The sequence below is a fragment of the Streptomyces cyslabdanicus genome (genome assembly GCF_052663305.1).
Window position 1 is genome coordinate 1 of record NZ_JBQRUW010000069.1, and the last position, 12,638, is coordinate 12,638.

At 72.6% G+C, this 12,638-nt stretch carries 9 protein-coding genes, 1 tRNA gene and 1 pseudogene; 5 read left to right on the plus strand and 6 right to left on the minus strand.

Going from position 1 to position 12,638, the window contains the following annotated elements:
- Positions 1–1,116: RNA-guided endonuclease InsQ/TnpB family protein (locus ACTYVM_RS34095; RefSeq protein ID WP_445529122.1), on the minus strand; the 1,116-nt coding region annotated here is incomplete at its 3' end.
- 75 nt (positions 1,117–1,191) lie between these two features.
- Here ACTYVM_RS34095 and tnpA point away from each other — a divergent pair.
- Together tnpA and fdh are read left to right on the plus strand one after the other, a co-directional pair.
- Positions 1,192–1,634, plus strand: a pseudogene (tnpA, locus tag ACTYVM_RS34100) (IS200/IS605 family transposase).
- 138 nt (positions 1,635–1,772) lie between these two features.
- The gene (gene fdh, locus ACTYVM_RS34105) at positions 1,773–5,030 is read left to right on the plus strand and encodes a formate dehydrogenase (RefSeq protein ID WP_445529659.1); all 3,258 of its coding nucleotides are present in this window, start codon (positions 1,773–1,775) and stop codon (positions 5,028–5,030) included.
- Between the two features lie 34 nt (positions 5,031–5,064).
- On the opposite strand, the gene selD is transcribed toward fdh, so the two are convergent.
- Positions 5,065–6,087, minus strand: coding sequence for a selenide, water dikinase SelD (gene selD, locus ACTYVM_RS34110; protein WP_445529660.1), 1,023 nt, complete (start codon positions 6,085–6,087; stop codon positions 5,065–5,067).
- A 58-nt stretch (positions 6,088–6,145) separates the two neighbouring features.
- Between selD and ACTYVM_RS34115 the strand changes: the two genes are divergently transcribed.
- From ACTYVM_RS34115 to ACTYVM_RS34125, 3 genes are all read left to right on the plus strand, one after another.
- Positions 6,146–6,239, plus strand: a tRNA-Sec gene (locus ACTYVM_RS34115).
- Positions 6,240–6,427: 188 nt separating this feature from the next.
- A complete protein-coding gene (locus ACTYVM_RS34120; protein ID WP_445529661.1) occupies positions 6,428–6,718 on the plus strand; it encodes a hypothetical protein in 291 nt (96 codons plus the stop codon).
- A gap of 46 nt (positions 6,719–6,764) precedes the next feature.
- A complete protein-coding gene (locus tag ACTYVM_RS34125; protein WP_445529662.1) occupies positions 6,765–7,463 on the plus strand; it encodes a vWA domain-containing protein in 699 nt (232 codons plus the stop codon).
- 64 nt (positions 7,464–7,527) lie between these two features.
- Here ACTYVM_RS34125 and ACTYVM_RS34130 read toward each other — a convergent pair whose 3' ends face one another.
- The 4 genes from ACTYVM_RS34130 to ACTYVM_RS34145 all read right to left on the minus strand — a co-directional run bounded on the left by ACTYVM_RS34130 (position 7,528) and on the right by ACTYVM_RS34145 (position 12,624).
- Entirely contained in the window at positions 7,528–9,324 is a 1,797-nt protein-coding gene (locus ACTYVM_RS34130) for a SelB domain-containing protein (RefSeq protein WP_445529663.1), read from the minus strand.
- Positions 9,325–9,330: 6 nt separating this feature from the next.
- On the minus strand, positions 9,331–10,629 hold the full coding sequence (gene selA / locus ACTYVM_RS34135) for an L-seryl-tRNA(Sec) selenium transferase (protein WP_445529665.1): 1,299 nt from the start codon (positions 10,627–10,629) through the stop codon (positions 9,331–9,333).
- Between the two features lie 331 nt (positions 10,630–10,960).
- A complete protein-coding gene (locus ACTYVM_RS34140; RefSeq protein ID WP_445529664.1) occupies positions 10,961–11,374 on the minus strand; it encodes an SRPBCC family protein in 414 nt (137 codons plus the stop codon).
- A gap of 95 nt (positions 11,375–11,469) precedes the next feature.
- Positions 11,470–12,624: an AI-2E family transporter gene (locus tag ACTYVM_RS34145; RefSeq protein WP_445529666.1), complete on the minus strand. Its 1,155-nt coding sequence runs from the start codon at positions 12,622–12,624 to the stop codon at positions 11,470–11,472.
- Between the last annotated feature and the right edge of the window lie 14 nt (positions 12,625–12,638).

Genomic DNA, 12,638 nt, shown 5'->3' on the forward strand with positions numbered 1-12,638 from the left:
GGCGACGATTCGGCGTCCTTCGAAGAGGACGTTGCGTGCTGCGTTGTGGTCACGGTCGTGCACGGTGGCACACTGGCCGCACGTCCACTCCCGGACGTGCAGGGGCTTGGGTCCGTCCCTGAATCCGCAGGCCGAGCAGATCTGAGAGGACGGGAAGGTCCGGTTCACCTTGGCGAAGGTGCGGCCGTGCTTGACCGCCTTGTACTCCAGCATGCCGACGAACGCGGACCATCCCGCGTCGTGCACGGACTTGGCGAGTCGGGTGCGCCCGAGGCCGGACACCGCGAGGTCTTCCACGTACACCGCTTGATTGTCGCGAATGATCTGTGTGGAAGCCTTGTGGTGCCAGTCCCGGCGCCGGTCCGCCACCCTGGCGTGCTGGCGAGCGACCTTGATACGGGCCTTGGCCCGGTTCTTCGATCCCTTCACCTTGCGGGACAGCTCCCGCTGAAGGCGCTTGAGCTTCTTCTCGGCCCGGCGCAGGAAGCGGGGGCTGTCGATCTTGCTGCCGTCGGACAGGACGGCGAAGGCGGACAGGCCCAGGTCGATACCGGACTCCGTCTCCAACTCGGGGAGGATGTCCGGCTCGGTGTCCACGACGAAGCTGAGGAAGTACCGGCCACAGCTGTCCTTGGTGACAGTCAGGGACGTGGGCGCCGCCGGAAGCCGACGGGACCACCTGGCCTTGAGATGGCCGACCTTGGCCACGTACACCGTGCCGTCTTCCTTCAGGGAGAAGGCGTTGGTGTTGAGGCGGATCGACTGCCGGGTGTCCTTCTTCGACTTGTACCGGGGCGGGCCGACCTTGTGGCCCTGTCGCTTGCCCTTGATCGAGTCGAAGAAGTTCTGGTAGGCGGTGTCCAGGTCCCGCAGGGACTGTTGCAGGACGACCGCCGACACGTCGGCGAGCCAGGCGCGTTCTTCGGTGCGCTTGGCCTGGGTGATGCGCAGTCGGGACAGATCTGCCGACTTCGGGTACGGCAGTCCTGCCGCGTGCGCTTCCTTCCGGTCGCGCAGGCAGTCGTTCCACACGACGCGGGCGCACCCGAACGCACGCGCCAGCGCACGGCGCTGGGAGGCGTCCGGGTAGGCCCGGTAGTTGTAGCGGAGCTGCATGACCACGACCCTACTTCGATTGGTCTCGTGGATCAGGAGAACGACTACAGGCGTGGCAGGCACGTTGTCTCGGCGATGCATGTGCACTTGGTCTTTGTGACCAAGTACCGGCGCGGCGTCTTCAACGACGAGATGCTGACGCGCTGCGAAGAGATCATGCGCAAGGTGTGCGAGGACTTCGAGGCGGAGCTGAAGGAGTTCAACGGCGAACGCGATCACATCCACCTCCTGGTGCACTACCCGCCCAAGGTCACCGTCTCCAAGCTGGTCAACAGCCTCAAGGGCGTTTCCGCCCGCCGGATACGGCAGGGGGTACCTCCCGGCCGAAGGCTGGGGGAGAGTTCGCCGGCCAGATCAACCGCGCCATCATGCACGGGCACCTGTGGTCGCCCTCGTACTTCTCCGCATCAGGCGGCGGAGCACCGTTGGCGATCATCCGCCAATACATCAAGCAGCAAAAACACCCGCTCCAAGGTGCACGTCAGAGCAGTCTTGAGACGCATTCATCCCCGGCGTGAACGCCGGGGCCTTCTGCAAGAGTCCCGGTAACCCAGATACGGGAAGGGCGGCACGTGGCGTTCGAGGATGCCGTCTTCGTCCGGCTGGGCGAGAATCTTCCGCAGGAGGACCGCGCAGTACCGAAGGGGATCCACCTCATGGGTGTACGCACATGGATCGACTCCTGGCCGGTCTACCGCCAGCTCAAGGGCACCGACCCCCTGGGCCGCGGGGCGGCGGCCAAGAGCGGGCCCAGCGCACGGCTCACTCCCCGGGTCGCCTCCGCCGACCGGGTGGTGAAGTCGATCTGTCCGTACTGCGCCGTCGGCTGCGGCCAGAACGTCTACGTCCAGGACGAGCGGGTCACCCAGATCGAGGGCGACCCGGACTCTCCCATCTCCCGCGGCAGGCTGTGCCCCAAGGGCTCGGCCACCCTTCAGCTCACCACCGGCGGTGCCCGTGAGCACCACGTCCTGTACCGGCGCCCGCACGGCACCGGGTGGGAGCGGCTCGACCTGGACACGGCGATGGACATGATCGCCGACCGGGTGATCGAGGCCCGACGCGCGGGCTGGCAGTGGGAGGTCGACGGCACCCGCACCCGGCGCACGATGGGCATCGCCAGCCTGGGCGGGGCGACGCTGGACAACGAGGAGAACTACCTGATCAAGAAGCTCTTCACGGCGCTGGGCGCGATCCAGATCGAGAACCAGGCCCGTATTTGACACTCCTCCACCGTTCCCGGTCTGGGAACCTCGTTCGGCCGCGGCGGCGCGACCACCTTCCAGCAGGACCTCCAGAACTCCGACTGCATCGTCATCCAGGGCTCGAACATGGCCGAGTGCCATCCGGTCGGGTTCCAGTGGGTGATGGAGGCCAAGGCCCGCGGCGCGAAACTGGTCCACGTCGACCCGCGGTTCACGCGCACCAGCGCGCTGGCCGACGTGCACGTGCCGCTGCGAGCCGGCTCGGACATCGCCTTCCTCGGCGGGATCATCCACTACGTCCTGAGCAACGACAAGTACTTCCGCGACTACGTCGTGGCCTACACCAACGGGCCCGTGCTGCTGGGCGAGGACTTCCGGGACACCGACGACCTCGACGGCGTGTTCTCCGGCTTCGACCCCGAGACCGGCGGCTACGACAACCGCACCTGGCAGTACCGGGGAACCGAGGTGCAGGCGGCCTCCGGCGCGCGCGACCAGGAGTACCAGGAGCGCGTCGGCGGCAGGCCGCTGACCGAGGCCGCGCGCGGCGAGGCCCACGGGGCGGGCGGCGCGGACATCGGCGCGGGCGAGCCCGAGCGGGACGAGTCGATGACCCATCCGCGGTGCGTGTTCCAGGTGCTCAAGCGGCACTACGCCCGCTACACGCCTGAGACGGTGGAACGGATCTGCGGGGTGCCGCAGGACCTGTTCCGGCAGGTGTGCGAGCTGGTGACGGAGAACTCCGGACGGGACCGGACCACGGCGTTCGCCTACGCGGTGGGGTGGACCCAGCACACCGTGGGGGTGCAGTACATCCGCGCGGCCGCCGTGCTCCAGACCCTGCTCGGCAACATCGGCAGGCCTGGCGGCGGCATCCTGGCCCTGCGCGGGCACGCGTCGATCCAGGGGTCCACGGACATCCCCACCCTGTTCAACCTGCTGCCCGGGTACATCCCCATGCCGTACGCGCACAGGAACGAGGACCTGGACGCCTTCGTAGACGCCGAGGCGGCGCGCAACGGCTACTGGGGCAACATGCGCTCCTACCTGGTGAGCCTGCTCAAGGCGTACTGGGGTGAGGCGGCGACACCCGACAACGACTTCTGTTTCGACTACCTGCCGCGACTCACGGGCTCCCACTCCACCTACGAGACGGTGATGACCCAGGTGGACGGTGTCTGCAAGGGCTACTTCCTGCTCGGCGAGAACCCCTCGGTGGGCTCCGCCAACGCCAAGATGCAGCGCCTGGGCATGGCCAACCTGGACTGGCTGGTCGTACGCGACTTCTCCCTCATCGAGTCGGCCACCTGGTGGAAGGACGGCCCGGAGATCGAGACCGGGGAGCTGCGCACGGAGGACATCCGCACCGAGGTGTTCTTCCTGCCCGCCGCCGCGCACACCGAGAAGGACGGCAGTTTCACCAACACACAGCGGCTGCTGCAGTGGCACCACCAGGCCGTCGAACCGGCGGGCGAGGCACGCAGCGACCTGTGGTTCACCTTCCACCTCGGCCGGCTCATCCGGCGCAAGCTCGCCGGTTCCGTCGACCCGATGGACCGGCCGGTGCTCGACCTGACCTGGGACTACCCCACGAAGGGCGAGACCGCCGAGCCCGAGGCGGAGGCGGTCCTCGCCGAGATCAACGGGTTCGACGCCGAGGGCCGGCCGCTGGCGTCCTACGAGCAGCTGAACCCGGACGGTTCCACCGCGTGCGGCTGCTGGATCTACTGCGGTGTGTACGCCGACGGCGTCAACCAGGCCGCCCGCCGCAAGCCGGGCGGGGAGCAGGACTGGGTCGCCGCCCAGTGGGGCTGGGCCTGGCCCGCCAACCGCCGGATCCTGTACAACCGGGCCTCGGCCGACCCCGACGGCAGGCCGTGGAGCGAGCGCAAGGCGCTGGTGTGGTGGGACGAGGACGAGGCGCGGTGGACCGGCCACGACATCGCCGACTTCGCCCAGGACAAGCCCCCGTACCACCGGCCGCCGCCGGACGCGACCGGCCCCGAGGCCCTGTCGGGCACCGATCCCTTCGTGATGCAGGCCGACGGCAAGGCCTGGCTGTATGTGCCGTCCGGGCTCACGGACGGGCCGCTGCCGACGCACTACGAGCCGCAGGAGTCGCCGTTCCCGAACCTCCTGTACGGGCAGCAGCGCAATCCGGCGCGGTACGTGACGCGGTCGCTCCCGGACAACCGCTACGGGCCCGGTGCCGACGAGCCGGGTTCGGAGGTGTTCCCGTTCGTGGCCACCACCTACCGGCTCACCGAGCACCACACCGCGGGCGGCATGTCGCGCTGGCTGCCGTACCTGGCGGAGCTGCAACCGGAGTTCTTCTGCGAGGTGTCGCCGGAACTGGCCGCCGAGCGCGGTCTGGAGCACACCGGCTGGGCCACGATCGTCAGTGCCCGGGCCGTCATCGAGGCGCGGGTGCTGGTCACCGACCGGGTGCCGCCGCTGACCGTGCACGGCCGCACCCTGCACCAGGTGGGCCTGCCCTACCACTGGGGCCCGAACGGCTACAGCACCGGCGACGCCGCCAACGAACTGCTCCACCTCTCCCTCGATCCCAACTCGCACATCCAGGAGGCCAAGGCGTTCGGCGTCGACATCCGCCCGGGCCGCCGCCCCAGGGGCCCGGCCGCCGTGGAACTGGTCCGCTCCTACCGGGCGCGGGCGGGCATCGACGAGCACACCGGCACCCGGCCCTGACCGACAGCCCGCGCACCGGCGGCCGGCGCGGGGCTCACCTCAGGACGACCGAGTGGGCCCCGCGCGGGACGAGTTCACCGATCACCGGGTGGCCGGGGACCTCGCCGGCGATCAGGAGGCCCCCGGAGGTCTGGGCGTCGGCCAGCAGGAGGCGGGTGTGGGCGTCGCTGCCGCCGAAGTCGGTGAACGGCTCCACCCAGGCCAGGTTGCGCCGGGTGCCGCCGCTGACGTAGCCCTCGCGCACGGCCTCACGGGCACCGTCCAGGTAGGGCACGGCAGCGGTGTCGATCACCGCCGTCACGTCCGAGGCACGGGCGAGTTTGTGCAGGTGGCCCAGGAGGCCGAAGCCCGTCACGTCGGTGGCGCAGGAGGCCCCGGCGGCCAGGGCGGCGGCGCAGGCGTCCCGGTTGAGGGCCACCATGGTGGCCACGGCCTGCTCGAACCGCTCGCCGGTGGCCTTGTGCCGGTTGTTCAGCACGCCCAGGCCGAGCGGTTTGGTCAGGGTCAGGGGCAGTCCGGGCCTGCCGGCGTCGTTGCGCAGCAGCCGTGCGGGGTCGGCCAGGCCGGTGACGGCCATGCCGTACTTGGGTTCGGGGTCGTCGACGCTGTGCCCGCCGCCCACGTGGCAGCCGGCCTCGGCGGCGACCTCGAAACCGCCGCGCAGCACCTCGCGGGCCAGCTCGAAGGGCAGCACGTCGCGCGGCCAGGCCAGCAGGTTGACCGCCAGGACGGGGCGGCCGCCCATCGCGTAGACGTCCGACAGCGCGTTGGCGGCGGCGATGCGTCCCCAGTCGTAGGCGTCGTCGACGACGGGGGTGAAGAAGTCGGCGGTGGACACCACCGCCTGCGCGGCGCCGCCCCGCGCGGGCAGCGCCACGACGGCCGCGTCGTCACCGGTGGCCAGGCCGACCAGCAACGGGGTGTCCGCGGCGGCGGGCGGCGGTGTCGGCAGCGCGCCGAGCACCTCCTCCAGCTCGCCCGGCGGGATCTTGCAGGCGCAGCCGCCGCCGTGGGCGAACCGGGTGAGCCGTACGGGGGTTTCATGGGTGGCGGTCACGCTGGGGCTCCTGATCACGGTGGTCCGGGAGACCTCCTCCGGTAGCGTGGCGGCCGGTGGAGGCGTGTGGGTGCCTGGTGGCCCTCCCGGTCTTCAAAACCGAGGTGCCCGAGGATCTCGGGCAGGCGGGTTCGATTCCCGTCCGCCTCCGCTTCTAGCAGAGCCCCTGCCGGCGCAGACGGGTGCCCCGCCGGGACCTCGGCCGAACGGCGGCCTCCCGCTTGCCAAGGCCACCTCGCGCACAGAACCGCCACCCCGTTTCCCGCGGCACCGAGCAGACCGCTACGGTGCATGCACCGACCGCCACATCGGCGGTCGAAAAGGGGAGGCGGGTATCACCATGGGGTGGATCAAGGACGCTCAGGCCGACACGGTCCGGGAAGACGCACAGCGCGCCGTCGACGAAGGCCGCACCGTGTTCGTCTGCCGTGTCAACCAAGGTGTCCTGCAGGACAGCACGTCCGGCTCGCTCTCCGATGTCGCCGAGCAGATCGAAGCCGTCGAAGCACTCGGCTGGCAGCTCGACCACGCCAACTTCAGCCACGACCAGAGGAACCAGTGCTCCGCGTTCCTGATCTTCCGCAGGCCACTGCGCCGGTCCACGGAGCCGCACCAGCAGGCCCCGCAGTAGGCCGCGCCCCCGACTCCCCCTGCCGACGGCGTCCGAGGAGCCCCTGATGCCGATCAACTTCGACAAGCTTCCCGCCGGCCTGGTCGACCTCACCAAGGCCGCCGCGGTCTCCCTGGAGAAGAACCGGCTGACGGGGCAGCGGGCGGCCGTCTACCTGGTCCTCGACCGGTCCCGCAGTATGAGCCACTACTACCGCAACGGCAGCGTGCAGCACCTCGCGGAGCGGGCCCTGGGCCTGTCCGCCCAGCTCGACGACGACGGCATCATCCCCACGGTCTTCTTCGACAGCGACGCCCACCCCGCCGTCGACATCAGCGTCGACGACTACCAGGGCAGCATCGACCGGCACCACAAAGCGCTCGGCCGCATGGGCACCACCAACTACGCGGCGGCCATGGACGAAGTCATCGACCACTACCTCGACTCCGCCAGCACCGACCCCGCCTTCGTCATCTTCCAGACCGACGGCGCGCCCGACTCCCGGCGGGCCACCGAGCAGATGCTGTGCAGGGCGGCGAAGCTGCCCCTGTTCTGGCAGTTCATCGGCTTCGGCCCCGGCCGGTTCGACTTCCTCCGCAAGCTCGACGTGCTCGAGGTGCCGAAGAAGCGGGTCGTCGACAACGCCGGCTTCTTCCCCGCGGGCCGCGCCCCGAAGCGGATGTCGGACGCGGAGCTGTACGACCGGTTGATGGGCGAGTTTCCGGACTGGCTTGCCGCGGCCCGCAGGGCCGGAATCCTCGACTGACCAGTCGGGCGAGCACGCCCACCGCCGGCCGGTTCGGGCCGATCCGCGCTCGCCGTCGCGCCGGTCAACGGTTCTGCCCGACGGCCCGCGGCCGGCAGCGTCTGTGCCGGTCGTCGACTCGCTCCGTGTGACCGCGGGCGTCGAGGAACTCCAGCAGTGGCACGGCGACCCTGCGGGTCGTGCCGAGTGCCTTGCGCGCCTCGCTGAGGGTGAACGGCTGCGGCAGGCGGGAAAGTACCGCCGCCGCCTCGGTGTCCGCCCCCGGCAGCAGCACGATGCCCTCGCCGACGCGCAGCAGCGCGCCGGCGGAGACCGCCGCGGCCACGGCTCTGCGGTCGAGTCCCAGTCCGGTGAGGCGGTCGGCCTCGGGTGCGCGGAACGGTGCCGCCTCCAGCTCGCGCCGCACCGCGTCGACGGCCGCCCGGACCGGCGGCGGCAGGGTGGGACCGGCGCTGCCCGGCCGGTACAGGCGCCCTTCGCGTCGCAGCAGGCGCGGCTCGCCCGGTGCCGCGGCGAGGGCGTCCACCAGGGCCCGGTCGGGCAGGTCCAGCAGGTGCCGGGCCGCCTCGGCCGGCAGCCCCGGCTCCAAGGGATGCAGGCGCGCGTGCTCGGCGACCGCGGCGGCCAGCCGCTCGCGCAGCCGCGCCCAGTGGGCCTCGTCGGCCAGCCAGTCCCCGGTGACCGGTTCGGCAGGCAGCGGGATGCCCATGGCCAGCAGGTGGGAGCGGCGGACGAGTCCGCGGCGCCGCAGCTCCGCCGCTCCGTCGGGGCGGTCCGTCATCGCGGCCAGTACTTCGGCCCTGGCCCGGCCGGCGCCCCGCCGGGTCAGCTCCGGCGGGCACACGTCGAGCACGCTCACCCCGCGGGGTCCGCGTCCGCCGCCGGGTTCGCGCAGGACGGCCCGGTCCCCGACGCGCAGGGGCAGCGGGGAGCGCAGGGCCAGCCGGGCGGTGTCCTCGCCGAGGGGGCGGACGTCCGCCGCGACGGCCGCCGTGCCGATGTGCAGGGCGACGCCGCGGGGCAGTTCGCCGGCCGGCGCGCCGGCGACGCGGACGTCGATCCGGTCGGTGAACAGCCAGCGGTCCGGCGCCAGCAGCACCTTCCCGCGCCGAAGTCGCCCGGCGAGGGGGCCGTGTACGTTGACCGCGACCCGCGCCACCCCGCTGACGGCGCTGTGGTCCTGTCGCAGGCACTGGAGTCCGCGCACCCTCAGCGTGTGCGCGTCGCCCCCGCTCACCAGCCGGTCGCCGACGCGCAGGGTGCCCGCGCCGAGCGTGCCGGTCACGACGGTGCCGTGGCCGCGCACGGTGAAGGCGCGGTCCAGCCACAGCCGTACGTCCGCGTCGGCGGGCGGCACGGGCAGCGCGCGGGCCGTCCGGGCCAGTTCGGTGCGCAGCCGGTCGAGTCCGGCGCCGGTCACCGCGCTCACCGCTACGGACGGCACGGTGCCGAGCGAGGTCCTGGCCAGCCGCTCGACGCCCTCGGCGCGCACCGGCTCGGGGTCCGCCAGGTCGCTCCGGGTCACGGCGAGCACCGCGTGCCGTACACCGAGCGCGTCGAGGATCGCGAGGTGCTCCTCGGACTGCGGCTGCCAGCCCTGGTCGGCGGCGACCACGAACAGCACGGCCGGCACGGGGCCGACTCCGGCCAGCATGGTGGCCACGAACCGCTCGTGGCCGGGTACGTCGACGAAGGCGAGACGTTCGCCGTCGGCGTCCGGCGGCGTCCACACGAAGCCGAGGTCGAGGGTGAGCCCGCGGCGCCGCTCCTCCTCGTAGCGGTCGGGTTCCATCCCGGTCAGGGCCCGTACCAGGGCGGACTTGCCGTGGTCGACATGCCCCGCGGTGGCCAGCACGCGCACGGCGCCTCACTCTCCCGCCGCCGAGCGCACGGCCTCGGCGAGGCGTTCGTCGTCCCGCGGCGGCACCGCGCGCAGGTCCAGCAGGCACCGCCCGGCATCCAGGCGCCCCACCACGGGCACCTCCCCGGTGCGCAGGACGGCGGCGTACGGCTCCGGCAGGGACAGCGCGGCGCTGGGCAGCGTCACGCCGGGCGCCCCGCCGCCACCGACGGTGGCGGTCCCGGAGACGGCCCGGACGTCCTCGACCCCGGCGGCGCCCAGCTCGGCGGCGAGGTGCTCGGCCCGCCGCATGAGCCCGGCGGCGTCGGCGGTCAGGAACTCGGCCGTCGGGGTCCGGGGGCCCGTCAGGGTCGCCTCCAGCGCGGCCAGGGTGAGCTTGTCCACCCGCAGGGCGCGGGCCAGGGGGTGCCGGGTGAGGACGCGCAGGAGTTCCGCGTCGCCGAGCAGCAGTCCGCACTGGGGGCCGCCGAGCAGTTTGTCGCCGCTCGCCGTCACCAGGGCCGCGCCGGACCTCAGCTGGTTCCCGGCGTCGGGCTCGTCGGGCAGCAGCGGATGGGGGGCGAGCAGTCCGGAGCCGATGTCGGCCACCACCGGTACGCCCAGCGCCGACAGGTCGCGGATACCGGCGGACCGGGTGAAGCCCGTGATGCGGAAGTTGGAGGGGTGGACCTTCAGGACGAACGCCGTGTCGGGACCGATCGCGTCGGCGTAGTCCCGGACGGTCGTACGGTTCGTGGTGCCGACCTCGCGGAGCCGGGCACCGGTGGAGACCAGCAGGTCCGGCAGTCGGAAGCCGTCCCCGATCTCCACCAGCTCGCCGCGGCTGACGACGATCTCCCGCCCGGCGGCGAGCGCGGTGGCGGCGAGGACGAGCGCGGCGGCGCCGTTGTTGACGACATGGGCCGCGGCGGCGGACGGCACCCGGCCGCGCAGTGCGTCCAGGGCGGTGCGGCCCCGGCGGGCCCGGGCACCGGTACGGAGGTCGAGCTCGACGTCCGTGGGCCCGGCGGCGTCCTGCACCGCCTGCCGGGCCGCCGCGGACAGGGCGGCGCGGCCGAGGTTGGTGTGCAGCAGGACCCCGGTCGCGTTGATCACCGGGCGCAGCCCGCCGAGCCCCCGCGGCAGCAGCGCCACGGCGGTGTCCGCCACCTGCTCGGGTGCGATGGCGTCCCGGCGTGCCCGCTCCTGCGCCTGCCGGACCGCGGTCTTCACCGGACCCGGTCCGAACCGGGCCGCCGCGTCCACCAGGCGCGGGTCCCGCAGAACGGCATCCGTGCGGGGAATCCGCCGCCGGGCATCGCTCACCGGCCGGTCGTGCCCGCTCAGGCCGTGACCGGTCCCGCCATGGCCGGCCGGGCCGGCACCGTGGGTGTCCGCACCGGTCTCCCGGCCCGCTCTCTGCCCCGTGACCTGCTGCTCCACCTGGCCTCTCCGTCCCCAGCCCGACCTCGTGGGTGTCGACGCCCGCCCATCGTCTCCCAGTGCCGGCGGACGTCCGCACGACACGCCGTAGGGCACGGCTTCGGCCGGAAGCAGCCCGGAGTCGCGGGGCGAGCCGACGGAGGCCGGCGGTGGGTGACGGCTCGTCAGTCCCGTGGGAGGAGCCGGCCGTGGGGCGCGGACCGGTCGGGGGCGGTCAGCCGCTCGTGTGCTCGGTGCCGAGCCGTACCTGCTGCTCCAGGCGGCGCAGGCTGCTGTCGAGTGCGTCGCAGGCGGCACGCTCGCCCGGATCGTGGCGGTCGTCGAAGAACGACAGGTGGACGGTCACCTCACTGGCCCCGCTGCCGATGCCGGCGACCTGGAGCCAGCCCGCGTAGCCGCCCTGCTCGCGGGTGCCCCACTCGATCCGCATCTGGTCCCGCTCGGTGCGCAGCTGGGCGGCGGTGTCCCGGTCGCCCTGGTCCTCGTGCACCGTGACGGCGGGGGGTTCCTCCGCGTGCACGTGCAGTTCACCGGGCAGCCAGGCGTCGAACCGTCCGACGTCGGCGGCCCGGTCGAAGACCTGCTCGGGCAGGGCGGGCATCGTGCGTGAACGTTCGTACTCGGCCATGGCGGCACCGTCCCTCCGCTCGGGGGTCGTACGACGAACGCGTGCCCCGTCTGCCGCCACCGAAAAGTCCCGCCGCCGCGAGCGGTGGAGGGACGTCAGGGCGGGGCGCTGCGCACCGCGCGCAGCACCGCCCAGGTGACGGAGACGAACGGGACGGCGACCACGGCGCCGATCACGCCCGCGACGATGCCGCCCGCGATGACGGAGACGGCGACGACGAGCGGGTGCAGGCGCACCGCCCAGCTCATGACCACGGGATGCAGCACATGTCCTTCGAGCTGGCCGATGACGACGATGAGGGCGAGCACGGCCGCCGCGGTGAGCGGGCCGCGCCCCGCGAGGGCGACCACCGTGGCCACGCCGAGCGCGACCGGTGAGCCGATCAGCGGCACGAACGTGGCGAAGAACTCCAGCAGTGTCAGCGGCAGCGCCAGCGGTACGCGCAGTACCAGCAGGACGACGCCGACGAGCACGGCGTTGGTGGCCGCCACGATGATGATGCCGCGTGTGTATCCGGCGAACGTCCGCCAGGCGGCGTGCCCGGCCCTGTCCCATACCGGCCGGGCCCCACTGGGCAGCAGCTCGTCGCGCGCCCATCGCCACAGGTTCTCGCCGGAGTGGATGAAGAAGACGGAGGAGAAGACCGCGAGGGCACCCGCCGTGACCAGTTCGACGAGTCTGCCGAAGCCGCTGAGCGCGCTGCTGAGGAGCCCGGCGCGATGGGCGGACAGGTAGGACAGGACCTGATGCTGGAGGTCGGCCAGTCTGCTCTGGCTGAGCCGGAACGGCGGGCGCTGGAGCCACTGCTCGATCCGGTGGATACCGCCGCCGAACTCGCCCGCGAGCTTCGCCGACTCCCCCGCCACCGCGTTGCCCACGAGCGCCAGCAGGGCGAACAGGAGCAGCAGGCTGCCGACCAGGGCGACGGCGACGCACAGCGCTCTGGGCAGGAAGCGGTTCAGCAGGTCGGTCAGGGGGCGCAGGACCGAGGTGATGACCAGGCCCAGGAACAGGGCCACGGCGATGAGCTGGAAGCGGCCGAGGACGCTGAAGACGCCGTAGACGACGACGCCGACGAGGATGAGGCGCCAGGCGTAGGCGGCGGCGACCCGCAGCCAGGGCACGGTGCTCTCGGCCCTCCGGGCCGGACGGGCGGTCCGGGCGCGCGGCGGGAGGCGTACGGAGTGCGCCGGGCCGCGGGCGCCGGGTGCCCGGCCGGCTGCCCCTCGACCCCCGCACCGGCCCTCCACCCGGAGACCTACCC

Coding starts and splice junctions, on each gene's coding strand:
- ACTYVM_RS34120 (WP_445529661.1), top strand. CDS start 6,428: ATGGGGTGGATCAAGGACGCTCAGGCCGACACGGTCCGGGAAGACGCA.
- ACTYVM_RS34125 (WP_445529662.1), top strand. CDS start 6,765: ATGCCGATCAACTTCGACAAGCTTCCCGCCGGCCTGGTCGACCTCACC.
- ACTYVM_RS34140 (WP_445529664.1), bottom strand. CDS start 11,374: ATGGCCGAGTACGAACGTTCACGCACGATGCCCGCCCTGCCCGAGCAG.